The 18,395-nt window shown below is 46.3% G+C and carries 19 protein-coding genes; 12 read left to right on the forward strand and 7 right to left on the reverse strand.

Annotation, left to right across the window (positions count from 1 at the left end; translation table 11 throughout):
- Position 1: 1 nt before the first annotated feature.
- The 3 genes from OQY15_RS16305 to OQY15_RS16315 all read left to right on the forward strand — a co-directional run bounded on the left by OQY15_RS16305 (position 2) and on the right by OQY15_RS16315 (position 3,625).
- Complete coding sequence (locus OQY15_RS16305; RefSeq protein ID WP_265792936.1) at positions 2-523, forward strand: NlpC/P60 family protein; 522 nt, start codon at positions 2-4, stop codon at positions 521-523.
- A gap of 168 nt (positions 524-691) precedes the next feature.
- Positions 692-1,750: an exonuclease domain-containing protein gene (locus tag OQY15_RS16310; protein WP_265792937.1), complete on the forward strand. Its 1,059-nt coding sequence runs from the start codon at positions 692-694 to the stop codon at positions 1,748-1,750.
- Between the two features lie 9 nt (positions 1,751-1,759).
- On the forward strand, positions 1,760-3,625 hold the full coding sequence (locus OQY15_RS16315; RefSeq protein WP_265792938.1) for a M1 family metallopeptidase: 1,866 nt from the start codon (positions 1,760-1,762) through the stop codon (positions 3,623-3,625).
- A 3-nt stretch (positions 3,626-3,628) separates the two neighbouring features.
- Here the strand turns inward: OQY15_RS16315 and queG are convergent, their stop codons facing one another.
- Entirely contained in the window at positions 3,629-4,582 is a 954-nt protein-coding gene (gene queG, locus OQY15_RS16320; RefSeq protein ID WP_265792939.1) for a tRNA epoxyqueuosine(34) reductase QueG, read from the reverse strand.
- Positions 4,583-4,663: 81 nt separating this feature from the next.
- On the opposite strand from queG, the gene OQY15_RS16325 reads away from it, so the two are divergent.
- Positions 4,664-4,891, forward strand: a complete 228-nt coding sequence (locus OQY15_RS16325) for a hypothetical protein (RefSeq protein ID WP_265792940.1) — start codon at positions 4,664-4,666, stop codon at positions 4,889-4,891.
- A gap of 43 nt (positions 4,892-4,934) precedes the next feature.
- On the opposite strand, the gene OQY15_RS16330 is transcribed toward OQY15_RS16325, so the two are convergent.
- From OQY15_RS16330 to pdxH, 4 genes are read right to left on the reverse strand one after another with little or no spacing between them, the layout of a single operon-like run.
- The gene (locus tag OQY15_RS16330) at positions 4,935-6,443 is read right to left on the reverse strand and encodes a bifunctional GNAT family N-acetyltransferase/carbon-nitrogen hydrolase family protein (RefSeq protein ID WP_265792941.1); all 1,509 of its coding nucleotides are present in this window, start codon (positions 6,441-6,443) and stop codon (positions 4,935-4,937) included.
- A gap of 57 nt (positions 6,444-6,500) precedes the next feature.
- Entirely contained in the window at positions 6,501-7,523 is a 1,023-nt protein-coding gene (gene ruvB / locus OQY15_RS16335) for a Holliday junction branch migration DNA helicase RuvB (protein WP_265792942.1), read from the reverse strand.
- A gap of 9 nt (positions 7,524-7,532) precedes the next feature.
- Positions 7,533-8,423: a 3-hydroxybutyryl-CoA dehydrogenase gene (locus OQY15_RS16340; protein ID WP_265792943.1), complete on the reverse strand. Its 891-nt coding sequence runs from the start codon at positions 8,421-8,423 to the stop codon at positions 7,533-7,535.
- 13 nt (positions 8,424-8,436) lie between these two features.
- Positions 8,437-9,087, reverse strand: coding sequence for a pyridoxamine 5'-phosphate oxidase (gene pdxH / locus OQY15_RS16345; RefSeq protein ID WP_265792944.1), 651 nt, complete (start codon positions 9,085-9,087; stop codon positions 8,437-8,439).
- Between the two features lie 49 nt (positions 9,088-9,136).
- Between pdxH and OQY15_RS16350 the strand changes: the two genes are divergently transcribed.
- Entirely contained in the window at positions 9,137-9,700 is a 564-nt protein-coding gene (locus tag OQY15_RS16350; RefSeq protein ID WP_265792946.1) for a YqgE/AlgH family protein, read from the forward strand.
- Between the two features lie 201 nt (positions 9,701-9,901).
- Here OQY15_RS16350 and purE read toward each other — a convergent pair whose 3' ends face one another.
- Both purE and OQY15_RS16360 read right to left on the reverse strand, forming a co-directional pair.
- Entirely contained in the window at positions 9,902-10,390 is a 489-nt protein-coding gene (gene purE, locus OQY15_RS16355) for a 5-(carboxyamino)imidazole ribonucleotide mutase (RefSeq protein ID WP_265792947.1), read from the reverse strand.
- Positions 10,390-11,529 carry a 5-(carboxyamino)imidazole ribonucleotide synthase gene (locus tag OQY15_RS16360; protein WP_265792949.1) on the reverse strand — a complete coding sequence of 380 codons (1,140 nt, stop codon included), beginning with the start codon at positions 11,527-11,529 and terminating at the stop codon, positions 10,390-10,392. The genes purE and OQY15_RS16360 overlap by 1 nt, the downstream gene beginning before the upstream one ends.
- A gap of 57 nt (positions 11,530-11,586) precedes the next feature.
- Between OQY15_RS16360 and OQY15_RS16365 the strand changes: the two genes are divergently transcribed.
- The 7 genes from OQY15_RS16365 to nrdI all read left to right on the forward strand — a co-directional run bounded on the left by OQY15_RS16365 (position 11,587) and on the right by nrdI (position 18,392).
- A complete protein-coding gene (locus OQY15_RS16365) occupies positions 11,587-12,777 on the forward strand; it encodes an aminoacetone oxidase family FAD-binding enzyme (protein WP_265792950.1) in 1,191 nt (396 codons plus the stop codon).
- A 1-nt stretch (position 12,778) separates the two neighbouring features.
- On the forward strand, positions 12,779-14,671 hold the full coding sequence (locus tag OQY15_RS16370) for an ATP-dependent DNA helicase RecQ (protein WP_265792951.1): 1,893 nt from the start codon (positions 12,779-12,781) through the stop codon (positions 14,669-14,671).
- 18 nt (positions 14,672-14,689) lie between these two features.
- On the forward strand, positions 14,690-15,400 hold the full coding sequence (locus tag OQY15_RS16375; protein WP_265792952.1) for a head GIN domain-containing protein: 711 nt from the start codon (positions 14,690-14,692) through the stop codon (positions 15,398-15,400).
- A gap of 21 nt (positions 15,401-15,421) precedes the next feature.
- Positions 15,422-16,747, forward strand: a complete 1,326-nt coding sequence (locus tag OQY15_RS16380; protein ID WP_265792953.1) for an MFS transporter — start codon at positions 15,422-15,424, stop codon at positions 16,745-16,747.
- Between the two features lie 16 nt (positions 16,748-16,763).
- Positions 16,764-17,501 (forward strand): (Fe-S)-binding protein, encoded by a 738-nt coding sequence (locus OQY15_RS16385; protein WP_265792955.1) that lies wholly within the window; start codon positions 16,764-16,766, stop codon positions 17,499-17,501.
- 263 nt (positions 17,502-17,764) lie between these two features.
- Positions 17,765-18,007 carry a thioredoxin family protein gene (locus OQY15_RS16390; protein ID WP_265792956.1) on the forward strand — a complete coding sequence of 81 codons (243 nt, stop codon included), beginning with the start codon at positions 17,765-17,767 and terminating at the stop codon, positions 18,005-18,007.
- Between the two features lie 22 nt (positions 18,008-18,029).
- On the forward strand, positions 18,030-18,392 hold the full coding sequence (nrdI, locus tag OQY15_RS16395; RefSeq protein ID WP_265792957.1) for a class Ib ribonucleoside-diphosphate reductase assembly flavoprotein NrdI: 363 nt from the start codon (positions 18,030-18,032) through the stop codon (positions 18,390-18,392).
- Positions 18,393-18,395 lie beyond the last annotated feature (3 nt).

Raw genomic sequence — 18,395 nt, forward strand, 5'->3', positions numbered from 1 at the left:
TATGAATATACTTAACCTGCGCCGCCAAGACTCTCTCCACCTTGTGATCACCATGGCCGCGCTGGTCTTTCTATCTTCCTGCGGGAGCAGAAGGCCGGCCAGCTACAGCAACAGCACTAAAGCCGCAAAGGCTGCAGAAGCAATGGCTGATCTGAAAAGCAAATCATTGTATAAGTTTATTACCGACTGGACGGGTGTCCGTTATAAATTGGGAGGATTGGACAAAAGGGGCATAGATTGTTCAGGATTTGCCTTACTTTTGAACAGGGAGATTTACGGACTGGAACTCCCAAGGCGATCGAGAGATCAGGCAGAGGTAATCAAAGACAAAAACCCGGGACAACTAAAGGAAGGAGATCTGGTGTTTTTCTCGTTTGGAGGCAATGAGATAGACCATGTGGGCGTTTATTTGAATCATGGATTCTTTGTACATGCGTCGACAACACGAGGAGTAATTGTGGATGATATGAGCCTGCCCGCTTACCAGAATGTCCTGAAAAAAGCAGGTCCGGTAAAAAATTAAGTGATTTAAAAGACCATGAAACCGAAGCACGAGATTTCTTTCTGGACTAAATATAAAAAATTTGCTACAACCGAAATATTGATGTATCTTATTATGATCATAGGTATAGGGTTAGGGATTATTTTTCTGAGCTAAGTACAAAACCGACAACAAAAAATTGAAATTATAATGAAGTTAAATTTAATCCGCCCTCTTGCATTTTTTGATCTGGAAACCACCGGTGTCAATGTAGGCGCTGACCGCATTGTTGAAATTGCAATCTTAAAGGCCATGCCAGACGGAACTGAAGTGGTGAAAACTATGCGCATTCATCCTGAAATGCCTATTCCCCTGCAATCTTCACTGATCCACGGGATTTATGATGAGCATATCGCTGAAGCCCCGAAATTTTCTGAGGTAGCGGCAGAACTGGCCGAATTTATCGGCGATGCTGACCTTGCCGGATATAACTCCAACCGTTTTGATATCCCTGTGCTGCTGGAAGAATTCCTGCGCGCAGGTGTAGATTTTGATATGAGCGACAGGAAGTTTGTAGATGTACAAAATATCTTCCACCAGATGGAGCAGCGTACCCTGCGTGCAGCATACAAGTTCTATTGTGATAAAGATATTATCAATGCACACTCTGCAGAAGCTGATATCACAGCAACCTATCATGTATTGCTGGCACAGCTGGAGCGTTATGAAAATGCAGACTTTGAGGACAAACAGGGTAACATTACGCAGCCGGTAAAAAATGATGTACATGCCTTGCATACCTTTACAAATATGAATAAACCGGTAGACTTTGCCGGCAGAATGGTATTCAATGATAATGGAGAAGAAGTATTCAACTTCGGAAAACATAAAAACCGTTCTGTAGAATCTGTTTTTGATTCGGAGCCAAGTTATTATGCCTGGATGAAACAGGGTGATTTCCCGTTGTATACAAAAAAGAAACTGGAAGAGATCTGGTTGAGATGGAACAAAAAGAAAGATTTGGCAAGGGCTGCAAAACATCAGACACCAAAACCTGCGGAAGCTGCGAGATCTAATGAAGGGGTAAAACATGCAGACCATGTGAAGTCGGCCGAAAATGCCAAATCAGGCGATGGCGCTAAGGGTGCTGAAAATAAAAATTCCGGTCAGCCGAGGAAATCATTCCAGCAGCAGCCGAAAAAAGAAAAACCTGCCGTTGAAGTTACTTCTGACATGCTGGAGCAGCTAAAAATGAAATTTGGAAAGTAATCTATTTTAATGAATAAATTGATATTAGTCAGCCTCATCAGTACGATGGGGCTGTCTGCATTTGGACAACAATCATTACCTGTACCCGCGACTGTGCAGCAGGCCTATACTAAAGGAACAAGGGATATCAGCGGCAGACCGGGAGCAAAATACTGGCAGAACACGGCCGATTATGACCTGAAGGTTAGTTTCGATCCCTCAACACGTATCTTAAAAGGTACGGTTGCCATCAGTTATAAAAACCAGAGCCCGGATGTGCTGAAGGAACTCTGGTTTAAGCTTTATCCAAACTTGTATAAAAAAGGTGTTCCCAGAACTTCAAAGATCGCAGAGAAGGACCAGAATGAGGGAGTAGTGATCAGTGCGATGGAACTGAATGGCAAAACTATTGATGCCTCAGCGATCAACATCGATGGTACAAACATGCATACTGCGATTACACCACTGGCACCGGGAGCCACCGCAAAATTGAATATCAGCTACCAGTATACGGTAAACAAAGGTTCCCATACCAGAACGGGACAGGTAGATGAAGGAGCATTTTTCATTGCTTACTTCTTCCCGAGGATCGCTGTGTACGATGACATTGACGGATGGAACAAGTTTCCGTATCTGGGTGATGCCGAGTTCTACAACGACTTCTGTAACTTCAAGGCAGCTGTAACGGTGCCGGGCGACTATGTCCTTTGGGCTACGGGCGACCTCACGAATACTAAAAGTGTGTTCAACCCTGCAATTGCCGGCAAGATTGCGCTCGCTGAGAAGGTGGATTCTGTAGTGAATGTGATCAGCCCTGCCGATCTGGCTTCAGGAAAGATAACCTCAGGAAAGGGTAGCCAGACCTGGAAATTTGAAGCGGAAAACGTGACGGACTTTGTATTTGCCCTCAGCAACCACTACCTCTGGAAATCCAGCAGCCTGGTGGTAGACCCAAAGACAAACAGAAGAACACGCGTAGATGCAGCGTTTAATGCCAGCCATAAGGACTATTATGAAGTGATCGACTTCGCGCGGAAGACTGTAGAGGCCATGAGTTACCAATTCCCTAAATGGCCTTTCCCATACCAGCATGAGACTGTTTTTGATGGCTTAGACCAGATGGAATACCCAATGATGGTGAATGACAACCCCACATCGAAACGTGAGGATGCCATTACGCTGACCGACCATGAGATTTTCCATACGATGTTCCCCTTTTATATGGGCATCAATGAAACCAAATACGGATGGATGGATGAAGGCTGGGCCACGATAGGGGAATGGACGATCTCTCCAATGATTGATTCTTCAATTGTGGATGACTACGGAATCTCCGCTACTTCAATATCATCGGGTACCAGCAGTGATACCCCTATCATGACACTCACCCCGGATCTGAAGGGCGTAGCATCTTTCACCAATTCTTATCCCAAACCAGGTTTGGGTTATCTCTATATCAAAGATTATCTCGGCGACGAGCTCTTTACCAAAGCATTACATCACTATATTGAGCAGTGGCATGGTAAACATCCAATGCCTTTTGACTTCTTCTACAGTATGAACGAAGGTGCCGGCAAAAATATGGACTGGTTCTGGAAACGCTGGTTTTTTGAGGGCGGCGTGAATGATCTTGGTTTGGTATCCGCTGAGAAAACTGGCGGAGGTTATACCATAAAGGTAGAAAATAAGGGAGGCAGACCGCTGCCGGTAGACCTGAACCTGACCTATTCAGATAACAGTACACAAAAACTACACCAGTCGGTAGGTGTCTGGGAATTGGGAGAAAAAGTGATATCAGTTCCTTTAACCACCACAAAGAAACTGAAACGCATTACTTTGGGCAGCTCGCATGTGCCTGATAAGTTTGATAACAATAACTTTCTGAACGTCAGATAAACCTTATTCTCCTGGTTGACCCGGAAGCTGTTTGATAAAATCAATATTCCGGGTCAGCCCTTTAAATTTTGTACGTTTCACGGCTGAGTTCTTAAATATCTTTGAGAACACCTCCTCAGTAATATCCAGCCAGTCTTCCCTTTTCATTTGCAGCAGATTTTCATTAGGCTGGAAAGCTGGTTCCGTATGCGGGGCAGAAAACCTGTTCCAGGGACATACATCCTGGCAAATATCACAGCCAAACATCCAGTTGTCCATCTTCTGGTCAAAACTTTTGGGGATCTCCTCCCGTAGTTCAATGGTGAGATAAGAGATACACTTGTTTGCATCAATAATAAATGGAGATAGAATGGCATCCGTGGGGCATGCATCGATGCACTTCGTACAGGTACCACAATGGTCGGTGGCGAAAGGTTCGTCATAACTCAGGTCCAGATCGATGATCAGCTCTGCCAGGAAAAAAAAAGAGCCGCTTTTTTTACTGATGATATTGCTGTTTTTTCCTACCCATCCAATGCCCGCACGTTTCGCCCAGGCACGGTCCAGCACCGGCGCCGAATCTACAAAGGCCCTGCCGCTCACTTCACCAATATGCTCATTGATGAAATTGAGTAACTGGAAAAGTTTGTCCTTGATCACTGTATGGTAATCTGCACCATATGCGTATTTGGAGATCTTTGGTGCATTGGGATCGGCCTGCTGCTCTGCAGGAAAATAGTTGAGCGTGAGCGAGATGACCGATTTGGCGTCGTCTACCAGCAGCCGGGGATCCAGGCGTTTGTCAAAATGGTTCTCCATATAAGCCATCTGACCGTGGTGACTGTTTTTGAGCCATTTCTCCAGTCGGGGCGCCTCTTCTTCCAGGAAATCTGCTTTGGCAATACCGCATTGCATAAAACCCAGGCGAAGTGCTTCGTCTTTGATCAGCTGGCTGTATTTTGCGGCATTGTTGTACATCTTAGCTGCAAAGGTAAGCTTTCGTTTGAAAACCTTTTGCGGATAGTTTTGTTATCTGAATGTAACCACAATCTAAATTTTATGGAAAATACAGATCCCAAACACTCGGAAAACCCTGATGGGAACGCAAAACCGGTAGAACATGATTATGCAAAGCATGAACAGGACCCGGGGCCCTCGCCCCAGGCTGTAAATGAAGACAATGACAAAGGTGCCGGACCAACAATGAAATGGATCATTCCGATCCTGATTATTATCCTTGCCATATTGTACTGGATATTCTTCAAAGACCGACCATCAACAAACTAATAATGATCAAGAAACAAAAAAGCCAGCTTTAGCTGGCTTTTTTTTATTTCAATAGTTTTACCTGGTATAAATCTCTCCGTCGGTCCTTCAGGATCTTTACCGTACCAAAATGGTGCAGCTCATCCAGCAGGTGCAAGTCAACATCCACCACCAGCATCATTTCTGTATTTGGCGTAGTCTCTGCCTTTACTGCATTGGTAGGGAAGGCAAAGTCGGAAGGCGTGAAAACGGCCGACTGTGCGAATTGGATATCCATGTTGTTTACCTTAGGCAGGTTACCCACACATCCGGCAATTGCCACATAACATTCGTTCTCTATCGCACGTGCCTGTGCACATCTGCGCACGCGTGTATATCCATTTTGTGTATCCGTTAAGAAAGGCACAAAGAGAATCTGCATCCCCTGATCGGCATAAAGCCTGCTCAGCTCAGGAAACTCCACGTCATAGCAGATCAGGATTCCGATTTTACCGCAGTCGGTATCAAATACCTTAAGTTTATCGCCACCCACCATACCGTAGTATTTCTGCTCATTCGGCGTAATATGTATCTTTCTGTATTCTTCAGTTTTTCCGCTCCTGTGGCACAGATAGGTAGCATTGTACAATTTATTGTTTTCCAGGATCGGCATACTGCCTGATATGATATTCACATTGTAAGAAACAGCATATTCCTGGATCTTCTCTACAATTTCTGCAGTCAGTTCGGCAAGCTTGCGCATCGCCTCCATTTCAGGCAGGTGATTATAGGGTTGAAGCAGAGGTGTGTTGAACAATTCCGGGAACATCAGGAAGTCCGACTTATAGCCACTCACTGCATCTACGAAAAATTCTACCTGCTCATAAAAAGCCTCCATATCCGGGAACAATCGCATCTGCCATTGCACCAATCCAATGCGGATGGTCTTTGCTGAGCGTGCCGAGGCATCCACTCCCTGGTAGTAAATGTTGTTCCATTCGATCAGGGTAGCAAATTCCTTAGATTCGTGATCTCCCGGCAGGTAGTTTTTTAATACTTTACGTACGTGGAAATCATTGGAAATCTGGAAGGTTAGCGTAGGGTCATAAAGCTCTTTGGCTTTCACTTTGTCAATATATTGACGCGGACTCAGTGTTTCTGCATGCGAATGGTATCCCGGGATGCGACCACCTGCGATGATACTTTTTAAGTTCAGACTCTCGCAAAGCTCTTTCCTTGCTTCGTATAACCTGCGGCCCAGACGCAGTCCGCGGTATTCCGGTGAAACAAAGATCTCGATCCCGTACAGCGTATCACCATTAGCATCATGTGTAGAAAAAGTATATTTTCCGGTGATCATTTCATAAGTATGTTTATCACCATACTCATCATAATCTACTATTATAGACAGCGAGCAGGCTACCACCTTATCATCAACAGCAATACACAACTGACCTTCGGGAAAAAGCTTCAGTAGCTTAGCGATCGTTTGCCTGCTCCATATTTGTCCCCCCAGCGTATCGTAAGCCTGTTCCATCGACTCTTTCAGGTCGGCGTAATCCTCAAGAGTTAGTTTTCTTGTTTCAATATTCATTGTAAGCGTTATTTTTTTATGGATGGTGCAGAGATCGTGCCCGGATGTCTGAAAGCGCTAAAAAAGACGTCCTGACTGTGCCGCAAAGGACCTGCCCAAATGTTTGTAGGCCGCTTCCGTCACTTCTCTACCACGTGAAGTACGCATCATATAACCCTCCTGGATCAGGAAAGGCTCATACACCTCTTCAATGGTACCTTCATCTTCGCCCACTGCCGTGGCAATCGTTTTAAGACCTACAGGACCACCCTTAAACTTGTCGATGATCGTCAATAGAATCTTATTGTCCATCTCATCCAGTCCGTGCTCATCTACATTCAATGCCGTAAGCGCATACTTTGCAATTGCCGTATCAATCGTTCCATTGCCTTTGATCTGCGCGAAATCACGTGTACGTCGCAGCAGGGCATTCGCAATCCTCGGCGTACCGCGGCTTCGGCGGGCAATCTCATAGGCCCCTTCTTCCGTAATCGGCGTTTTCAGGATCTGTGAGGATCGCAGCACGATCGTCGTCAGCAGTTTCGCATCATAGTAAGCCAGACGCGAGTTAATACCAAACCTGGCACGCAAGGGAGCAGTCAGTAATCCTGAGCGCGTAGTAGCGCCAACCAGTGTAAAAGGATTTAACGTAATCTGCACGGAGCGGGCATTGGGGCCACTCTCCAGCATGATATCTATTTTGAAGTCCTCCATGGCAGAATACAGATATTCTTCTACCAGCGGACTCAAACGGTGTATCTCATCAATAAAAAGGATATCTCCCGTTTCCAGACCTGTCAGCAATCCTGCCAGATCTCCGGGTTTATCCAGCACAGGACCGGAAGTAACTTTAATACCTACACCCATTTCGTTGGCCACGATGTAGGAGAGCGTAGTTTTACCCAATCCCGGGGGGCCATGAAGCAGCACATGATCTAAAGGTTCGCCACGCAGTTTTGCGGCCTTCACAAAGATCTTCAGGTTTTCCATGATCTTTTCCTGACCTGTAAAATCCTCAAATGCCTGTGGACGCAAGACTTTCTCTATATCCCTTTCTGCAGGGCTCAGGCTTTCTGAAGAAGGATCAAGGTTTTCGTTCATGATGTAAAGTTAAGATAAAAACTTTGCTGCCGGGAGGGCATCTTTGCTGCCATTGGAATAATCGTAAAACCCTTCACCCGATTTTATGCCTTTTTTACCCGCCATCACCATATTTACCAGCAGAGGGCAAGGCGCATACTTCGGATTCCCAAAGCCTTTGTGCAGCACATTCAGTATCGCCAGGCAGACATCCAGTCCGATGAAATCCGCCAGCTGCAGTGGCCCCATCGGGTGAGCCATCCCCAGCTTCATCACCGTATCGATCTCCGCAACCCCGGCAACCCCTTCAAATAAACTGAAGATCGCCTCGTTGATCATCGGCATCAGGATACGGTTGGCAATAAAGCCCGGATAATCATTCACCTCTACCGGTTCCTTGCCCAGTTTACGCGAAAGCTCCATGACATCTGCCGTAGTTTCATCTGATGTCGCATACCCGCGGATTACCTCCACCAGTTTCATCACCGGTACAGGGTTCATGAAGTGCATCCCGATCACCTTTTGGCCCCTGCAGGTTACCGCGGCAATCTGTGTAATAGAAATGGACGAGGTATTGCTGGCCAGAATCGCCGAAGGCTTGCAGTAGGTGTCCAGCTCACGGAAGATCTTCAGTTTGAGCTCCAGGTTTTCTGTAGCTGCCTCTACCACCAGATCTGCCATTGAAACGCCGTCCTTCAGCTCCGTGTAGCTATGGATGCGTGCCAGTATATCCGTTTTTTCTTCTTCCGTCAGTACACCCTTAGCTACCTGACGGTCAATATTTTTAGCAATAGTGTTTAATCCTTTGTTCAGGCTTTCCTGGCATATATCCACCAGGTTCACCTGATAGCCAAACTGGGCGAAGGTATGGGCAATGCCATTACCCATCGTTCCAGAACCGATGACTGCAATTGTATTCATTTTATATCTCTTTCTATGGTGCAAGTCTGTTGATGTTCCACACGCCATTCTCCTGCGTATAGGTAATCCTGTCGTGCAGGCGGCTGGAGCGTCCCTGCCAGAACTCGATGTGCGAGGGCTTCAGGATATAGCCTCCCCAGTGCTCAGGACGCGGAACTTCCTTATCGGCATAGGCCGATGTAAGCTCCTCTACGCGGTTTTCCAGCACCTCGCGGTCCGGTATCACTGCACTTTGGGGAGAAGCCTTGGCGCCGATCTGGCTGCCCTTGGGGCGGGAGTGAAAATAAGCAGTAGATTCTTCAGCAGACACCTTGGTGATCGTCCCCTCAATGCGCACCTGGCGTTCCAGTTCTGCCCAGAAGAATACCATCGCTGCCTGTGGATTCTCCTCCAGCTGGCGTCCCTTGTTGCTGGCATAGTTAGTGTAAAAAACAAAGCCATTGTCGTCAAAGCCTTTGAGCAATAATATACGTGCCGTGGGCTTGCCCGACAAATCCGCCGTGGCCAGCGTCATCACATTTGGCTCATACAATTGTGCCTCCAGGGCCTCTTTAAACCAATGCCCAAACTGCGCTACCGGGTTTTGGTCAACATCCGCCTCTGCGAGTTGTGCAGAGCGGTAATCTTGTCTCAAATTTTGAATACTTTCTTTAGTCAGCTCCATCTGACAAAAATAGGTTTTAGTTTTTTTAAAATTATCAGTAATTTTCGGAATGATAAGTCGACTGGCACCTTCAGCAGGGAAACTGCTTATTTCTGAACCATTTCTGAATGATCCTAATTTTGCAAGGTCTGTAGTTTTACTGACGGAGCACAGTGAAACCGGCACCCTCGGCTTCGTAGTCAACCATCCAAGCCTCCTGATGGTGGATGATCTGATCGCAGATTTCGGTGGCAAAAACTTTCCGGTATTCTATGGTGGCCCCGTAGCAACGGACACGATTCATTTCATCCACCGTTGTCCCGACAGGATCACTGATGGTGAAGAAATCAGCAAGGGCATCTACTGGGGCGGCAATTTTGAAACACTGAAAACGCTGATCGGGCAGGGGGAAGTGTCTAATGAAGAGCTGAAATTCTTTGTAGGTTATTCCGGATGGGGAGAGCAGCAGCTGCAGGATGAAATCGAAGCGAATACCTGGATTGTGTCAGATCAATACGATTCTGATATGCTGTTCTCTGCCGATGAGGAGCAGTTATGGAAGGATGTGATCATCCATCTGGGTCCAAAATACGCCCACATCAGTAATTTCCCGCAAAACCCCAACTTAAATTAGTCATAGTACTCGGATTGGAATTGGAATTGAAGCAGGAAAAGGTATTGGAATGGGTTAAGCACCCTGCATAGGATAACCTTTTCAAAAAAAACAAAACTCCTTTATCGATGCCTTATGCTGTTCTTCAGCAGCATACAGCATCGATAAAGGAGTTTGTTTTTTTAAACGTAGTTGCTAGTTAAATATTAAGAAGCGGAATAATTAACCCTCCAGCGTAGCTGCTGACTCTTCAACAGCTTGTCTCAGCTGATCTTTATACTCCTGCATCTGAGCTGCAAGTGATGAATCTGCTGTAGAAAGTATCTGTACCGCCAGTAACCCTGCATTCTTAGCTGCATTCAGTGCAACAGTTGCTACAGGTATCCCATTTGGCATCTGCAAAATTGACAAGATAGAATCCCATCCGTCAATAGAATTGGATGACTTTACAGGAACTCCAATAACAGGAACTACTGTAATTGAAGCTACCATGCCCGGCAAATGCGCTGCGCCACCTGCGCCAGCAATAATTACTTTTATCCCTCTGCCAGCAGCTTCTTTAGCATAGGTAAACATTCTCTCTGGCGTGCGGTGTGCAGATACCACCGTCATTTCAAATTCTACTCCAAATCCTTTTAAAATATCAGCCGCGTCGTTCATGATATGTAAATCAGACTTGCTGCCCATAATTATTCCTACTTTCACGCTCATTAAGATATTACTTTTAGTGTTTCTTTGATATAGTTTGCTTTTTCAATAGCCGCTTCACGGTTCTGGTCAACGATTGTAACGTGTCCCATTTTTCTGAAAGGCTTCGTATATTTCTTGCCATAGAGATGTACGTAGACCCCCTCAAGTGCCAGAATCTTCTCCATACCCTGGTATTTTGCCACCCCTTCATGACCTTTCTCACCCAGCAGGTTAATCATTACTGCATTGCTGATCGAACGCGTATCGCCCAATGGCAAGTTAAAGATCGAGCGAAGATGCTGACCAAACTGTGAAACATAATTACCCTCGATCGACTGGTGCCCGCTGTTATGCGGTCTTGGTGCCAGCTCATTTACCAGTATCTCACCATTCCTCGTAATAAACATCTCCACTGCAAGCAGTCCCGTGATGTTCAGGGCAGCAGCAATATTTTTCGCGATCGTCTCGGCACGCTCCTGGATATGATCCGGATAGGTAGAAGGAGAGATCAGGAACTCTACCAGGTTAGCCTCTGCATTAAACTCCATCTCTACGAGTGGGAAAGTCTTCACCTCACCATTTGAGTTCCTTGAAACGATCACCGCAATTTCTTTTTCAAAATCCACGATCTCCTCAATCAGGCAGTGACTTTCAAAAGCACCCTCAAGATCTGCCGCAGAGTTGATCCTCATCACGCCCTTGCCATCATAACCATCCCTGCGCTGTTTCAGCATATAAGGAAATGGAATATGTGAAGTTAGCATATCTTCTTTAGTATTTGCCAGCTGGAAAGGAGCTGTAGGAATATCATTTTCCTTGAAGAACTGTTTCTGAACACCCTTATCCTGGATCAGCCTGATCACCCGCGACTGCGGATATACCAGTTTGCCCTCTTTTTCCAGTTGTTCCAGCGCTTCAATGTTAACTTTTTCAATTTCAATTGTAATTACATCAGCTTTTTTACCGAATTTATAAACTGTATCGTAGTCGGTAATTGAACCACACTCAAAGTAATTCGCAATGTGTTTACAGGGAGCGTCAGTATCAGGATCCAGAACCAGTGTAGTCAGGTTATAATTAATAGCTTCCTGAATTAACATTCTGCCTAATTGTCCCCCGCCTAAGATCCCCAATTTTGAATCACTTATTTGTTTTGCCATATCGATATGAAAAAGTTATGCTTATTTTGCACAAAAATAACAATATAAACGGATTTGATGGATGCAGATGCTATAATAATTGGTGCAGGGGCCTGTGGATTGATGTGTGCGGTGCAGGCCGGATACCTTGGAAAGAAGGTAGTTATACTCGAAAAAGCGAGTAAAGCAGGTGCCAAAATATTAATCTCAGGAGGAGGAAGATGCAATTATACCAATTTGCTTGCCAGTGATGAACAGTTCATTTCCGGGAACAAACATTTTACTAAATCCGCTTTCACACAGTGGACAGTTGCCGATACCATCAGTTTTTTTGAAACTTATGGTATTGAGGGCAGGGAAAAAACCCTGGGACAACTCTTTCCTGCCGACAAGAATGCTAAAGCTATTGTAGATATGTTTACAGCGCTGTGTCACGATCTTGGGCAGGAGATCAAATGCGATACAGATGTTACTGATATCGTCAAAGGCGATGAAAGTTATACCGTCGTTTATCAGCGTGCAGGAAAAGCATATTCCTTGAAAGCAGCAAAGGTAGTCATCGCTACCGGCGGACTCCCGATTCCCAAGATGGGCGCCAGCGATTTCGCCCTGCGTTTTGCAAGGAAACACGGACTCAACATTGTGGAGACCGCACCTGCACTCGTGCCACTTACCATTACCGGAAAAGATGAAGACTGGTATGCACAGCTCTCCGGCAATTCTGTATTTGTAGAAATCAGCAATGACAGAATCTCCTTTGAGGAAAACATCCTCTTTACACACTGGGGCCTCAGCGGACCTGCAGTGCTGCAGATCTCCTCTTACTGGCGTGCCGGCGAAAGCATCAATATTAACCTGCTGCCCCATGAAGAGATAGCCCTGCTGATAGAAGAGGAGAGAGCCGCCAATGGGAAAACCCTCCTCTCAACCTTGCTGAACAGATACTACCCCAAGAAATTTACCGATGCCCTCGGCAAATTCCTGCCCCTGGCTAAGACCGTAGCTTCCCTGACCAAATCTGAAATGGAAACAATCCATTCTACCATACATTTGTTTAAGGTAAAACCTGCGGGCGATAAGGGATATGACAAGGCCGAAGTGATGCGCGGCGGCATAGACACCGCAGAGCTGTCGTCAAAGACCCTGGAAGCAAAAAAACTTCCCGGACTCTATTTTGGCGGTGAGTGTGTAGATATAACCGGCTGGCTTGGGGGGTATAACTTCCAGTGGGCCTGGGCTTGTGGTTTTGTCATTGCGCAGGGCATATAATATGAACGAAACAGAGATCTTAAAACATTACTGGGGCTTCAGCTCCTTCAGACCCTTGCAGGAAGATATCATCAGCTCCGTCATGAACGGGCAGGATACCCTTGCGCTGCTGCCAACCGGCGGCGGGAAATCCCTGTGTTTTCAGGTGCCCGCATTGGCGAAGGAGGGCATCTGTATTGTAGTTTCCCCATTGATTGCCCTTATGAAAGACCAGGTGGAGAACCTCAAAGCCAAAGGCATCAACGCCGTGGCCATTTATGCGGGCATGGGCAAGCGCGAGATCGATATCCTGCTGGACAACTGCATCTATGGACCTGTCAAGTTTCTGTATTTATCCCCCGAACGACTCCTGTCAGATCTCGTGAGAACACGGATTTCCTACATGAATGTCAACCTCATCGCCATCGATGAAGCACACTGTATCTCCCAGTGGGGATATGATTTCAGACCCCCATACCTTCAGATCAGCTCATTAAGAGAAATCCATCCCGATGTGCCATTCATTGCACTTACCGCTACTGCTACCGCTTTCGTCAGACAAGATATACAAGAGAAGCTCGAGCTTAAAGATCCAAAGGTATTTGTGCAGAGCTTTGCACGTAAAAACTTAAGTTATGTCGTTTTTGATCTCGAGGATAAGTACAAAAAACTCATCGGGATCATCAATAATGTGAAAGGCAGCGGATTGGTGTACGTACGTAACAGGAGGGAAACCTCTGAAGTTGCCCTGTTTTTGAAGAGGAATAATATTTCGGCAGATTTTTATCACGCCGGACTCGATAAAGACGAGCGCTCCCGCAAGCAGGCCGGGTGGAAGGAGAATAAGATCCGCGTCATGGTGGCCACCAATGCATTTGGTATGGGCATCGACAAACCCGATGTGCGTTTTGTGGTGCATTTGGATTTACCGGAAAGCCTTGAGGCTTACTATCAGGAGGCCGGACGTGCCGGGAGAGACGGACGCCGTTCTTATGCCGTGCTGCTCGCCAATCAATCTGATCAGATCGCCCTTAAAGCTAAGTATACTGATAGTTTCCCTTCGGTGGAGGAGATCAGGAAAACCTATCACTACCTAGGTTCCTACTTTCAGCTCGCCTACGGTGCCGGTGCGGGTGTCAGCTTCAGCTTCGACCTCGCCGATTTCTGCAAGCGTTATCAGCTCGGCGTGATCAAAACCATTGGCGCACTTAAATTTCTGGAGCATGATGGCTATCTCACTTTGTCAGAAAATATATTCCTGCCCTCAAGGCTCATGTTCACCGCCGGCAATGAAGATGTATATCGCTTTCAGATCGAAAACTCAGGCTACGATCCCCTGATCAAAACAGTTTTAAGATCCTATGGCGGGATGTTCGACCATTTTGCACCCATCAGCGAGAGCGACATCGCCAAAAGGCTGGGCATCTCTTTCAATGATGTCGTGCGGCAACTGGGTACGTTGCAGGAGCAGGGACTGCTCTCATACCTCCAGCAAAGTGACCAGCCACAGCTACAATACCTGATGGCCCGGGTAGACCAGCTGCACCTCGATACCGATGTAAAGTACATCGAACTGCGCCGGAAGATCCAGGCGGAGCAGATCAGCGCCGTCCTGGCTTATGCAGGCACGCCGGTATGCCGCAGTATTCAACTGCTGGCTTATTTTGATGAGCCCAACGCCGATAAATGTGGGGTTTGTGATGTCTGTCTGGCGGAGAAGAAAGCAGAGGACCTGGCAGAGCTGAGCGACAAAATAGATTTTGAAATCGCTACCCTGCTGCAGACCGGATTAAGGCCCCTGGATGAGCTAGTTCAGGAAGTAAAGACGGGTAGCGATCAGGAAAAGCTGAACCGCATACGCGAACTGCTTGATGCAGGTAAAATTAAAACTGATGGCAAAAACTATTATCTTTGATTTAATGTTCCTTCAAATATGAGAAAAACAAACCTACTCTACTTATTAGTTCTTCCCGTACTTTTTACGGCATGTAACTCCAAATGTGTTGAAGATCTCGGTATTCATTCTACCAGAGAGACTACAGTGAAACCTTTTGATGAAATTAAGCTGAGCGGCCCTATCAGGCTGGTGATGCGTCAGGACAGCAGCTTTAAAGTAAACGTTCAGGCAGACTCTGCGGTCATAGACCTCGTAAAAGTAAATGTAAGCGGACATGAGCTGGAACTAAAACTGGATGCCAAACAGTATTGCGGTAAGGACTCGATCATTATCAGTGCCGGTATCGGGGATCTCAAAAAACTTAAAGCTGATGGCGCAGGCCATATCTATACTTCTTCCCTCATCAACGTGAATGAGCTGGAAATGAACTTATCCGGTGCAACGTCGCTGATGATGCAGATGAATGCCGGAAAACTGAGCACCACTACAGATGGTACAGCAAACCTGGCACTATCCGGACAGGCAAGTGTCTACACCCTGAAAAGTAAGGGTGCGGTAGACCTTACCGCCTTTGATTTTGTAACAGGTCTTTCTGATGTCAATGTCGAAGGGGTAGCCAGGCTAAAGATCAACGTGCTAAACGAACTCAAGATCAACAGCACAGGTTCGGCAACGATCAGTTACAAAGGAAATCCTAAAGTAAATGAGAAAAAAACAGGTACATATAAACTGGAGAAAGTTAATTAAACCCATATTTCTTCTGCATCAATGGAACCTAAAAATGACAAAAAGCTAATTCGTTCATGGGCATTTTTCGACTGGGCAAATTCGGCTTATAACCTGGTTATTACCTCCACGATATTTCCGGCATATTATACCATAATTACTTCAGATAAAAACGATCAGACGATTGACTATGTGAATTTTATGGGTTTCAGATTTATCAACTCTGTACTCTATAACTATGCCCTGGCTTTTGCCTTTCTTGTCATTGCAGTATTGTCGCCCATCCTGTCCTCCATAGCAGATACCAGGGGCAACAAGAAGCTGTTTATGCAGATCTTCACCTATATCGGATCGCTGGCCTGCTGCGGGCTTTACATTTTTGAAATTGATACCCTGCAGATCAGTATCGTGCTGTTTATGCTGGCCGCCTTAGGTTACTGGGGCAGTCTCGTATTTTACAATGCCTACCTGCCTGAGATCGCTAGCCTTGAAACACAGGACAGCGTAAGCGCCAAGGGATATGCTTACGGATATATCGGAAGTATCATCCTGCAGCTGATCTGTTTTGTATTTGTATTTTTCCCCGGCATCTTTGGTTTATCGGGCGAAGCCCAGGCATCACGTCTTTCCTTTCTGCTGGTAGGAATCTGGTGGATGCTGTTCGCCCAGATCCCTTTCAGGAACCTGCCCAATGGCAAGCCGGATCCGCAGAAAGCCAAAGCGAACTGGCTTACCGGTGGTTTTGCGGAGTTAAAGAAAGTATGGAGGCAACTGCAGCATATGCCTTATCTTAAGCGATTTCTGACGGCATTTTTCTTTTACTCGATGGGGGTGCAGACCGTCATGCTTGTTGCCACCATTTTTGGTGAGAAACAACTGCATCTGCCCACCTCCAAACTGATTGCAACGATCTTACTGCTCCAGTTTGTCGCCATACCGGGAGCCATGCTGATGTCATGGTTATCCCGCAGATATTTCGGTAATGTCAAAGTACTGATTGGCGTTGTGATCATCTGGATCGGCTGCTGTGCCGGAGCCTATTTTACCACTACAGAAATGCAGTTTTATGCACTCGCCGCAACAGTTGGCCTGATTATGGGAGGGATACAATCTTTGTCCCGCTCTACCTACTCCAAGTTTTTACCGCAGGAGAGTCAGGACCATACGTCCTTTTTCAGTTTCTACGATGTGACGGAGAAAGTAGCATTGGTGATCGGGATGTTCAGTTTTGGCTATATCGAAGAATTTACGGGCAGCATGCAAAACTCGCTGATTGCCCTGGCTTCGTTTTTTGTCATAGGACTCCTATTTTTGGTGCTGCTGCGCAAAGTAGAGCCTGGTACGGTGGCGGCGCCGTCCAACAACTAAATACAAAAATTATTAGATGAAAGTAGACTTATTTATCCCTTGTTTTGTCGATCAGTTATATCCTGAAACCGCATTCAGCACCATCAAACTTTTAGAAAAGGCAGGATGTGAGGTCAGCTATAACCCTGGTCAGACCTGCTGCGGTCAGCCGGCTTACAATGCCGGGTACTGGGAGCAGGCCAAAGAAACGGGAAATAAATTTCTGAACGACTTCTCCGGATCCGATTATATCGTTGCGCCTTCTGCCTCCTGCGTAGGAATGGTGAAAAATGGCTATAACGATTTATTTACGAACTCCATGGTACATAACAAATGCAGGACCCTGCAGGGCAATATCTTTGAACTCTCAGACTTCCTGATCAACGTGCTGAAGAAAGATTACTTCGGCGCTGAGCTGGAAGGCAAGGCTGTGTACCACGACTCCTGCAGCGGTCTGCGCGAATGCAAGATCAGGGAGGAGCCGCGACTGCTGCTGGAAAAGGTTCACGGACTGGAGATGCTGGAAATGAAGGATACGGATATGTGCTGTGGTTTTGGCGGTACCTTTGCGGTGAAGTTTGATGCCATTTCATCGGCAATGGCGGAGCAGAAAGTGAACCATGCCCTGGATCAGGATGCCGACTATATCATCTCGACCGACTTGTCCTGCCTGATGCATTTGCAGGGCTATATCGACAAAAATAATCTCTCTGTAAAAACCATGCACCTTGCCGATGTACTGGCAAACGGATGGCTGGAAAGTACCGAGTATTAAAACAAGTTATCCACATCCTTCGGCAACTTTTGAGCGCCTGCGTTTTTAACTCAATATTCTTTTTTCGAGTGGGTTGCGAAACGCGGGAACTTAAGCATAACTATTTTTTTGTGTCTGCAGGTAAACAATCTGTCACAATCCGGGGCTTCTTTTCCACTGGTGTTGATAACATTTAGAATCATTCCACGTCAGAATTTGCATTTTTGATCTCCGCCAAAACAGGTCGGCAAGACCGCTGCTTGGCACATTTTAAATCTTCTAACATGAGCACAAAAAGAATCATCAAATTCGAAAAAGACGATTGCAATCCATGCAACATGGTTTCAGAATACCTTGACAGAAAAGGTGTTGTCTACGAAACAATAAATCCATTCAACCAGCCGGAGCTGGCGATGCAGTTCAGAGTACGTTCCGTTCCTACGGTAATCCTGGTAGAGCAGGAGCAGGAGCTGCAACGCGTGATTGGCTTCAAACCAGAGGAATTATCGGCATTGCTGGCCAGTTAAGCATTCAAAGTAGCTGAAGCCAATGACCTGGATTTATTACGACAGTAAAACGGGGAACGTAGAGCGTTTTGTGAACCGGTTAAAGCTGCAGCGCGACTGGCGCGTGCAGAAGATCGGTGATTCTTTCCAGCCGGAGTTTGCCGGGCACCTGATCACTTATACCACAGGCTTTGGGGAAGTACCGCTTTCAACGCAGCGTTTTCTTGAAGAGAACAGCAGCATGATCAAGTCGGTCACCTCAAGCGGCAACAAAAACTGGGGTCCCAACTACGCAATGGCAGCAACAAAGATCTCTGCACAGTTTAACCTGCCGGTGCTGATGCAGTTTGAGCTCTCGGGCACAATGGCAGACATTCAACAATTTATTGACAATATAGAGGGCTGATAG

This window comes from Pedobacter sp. MC2016-15 (assembly GCF_026239695.1).
In the GTDB taxonomy this organism is placed as follows: domain Bacteria; phylum Bacteroidota; class Bacteroidia; order Sphingobacteriales; family Sphingobacteriaceae; genus Pedobacter.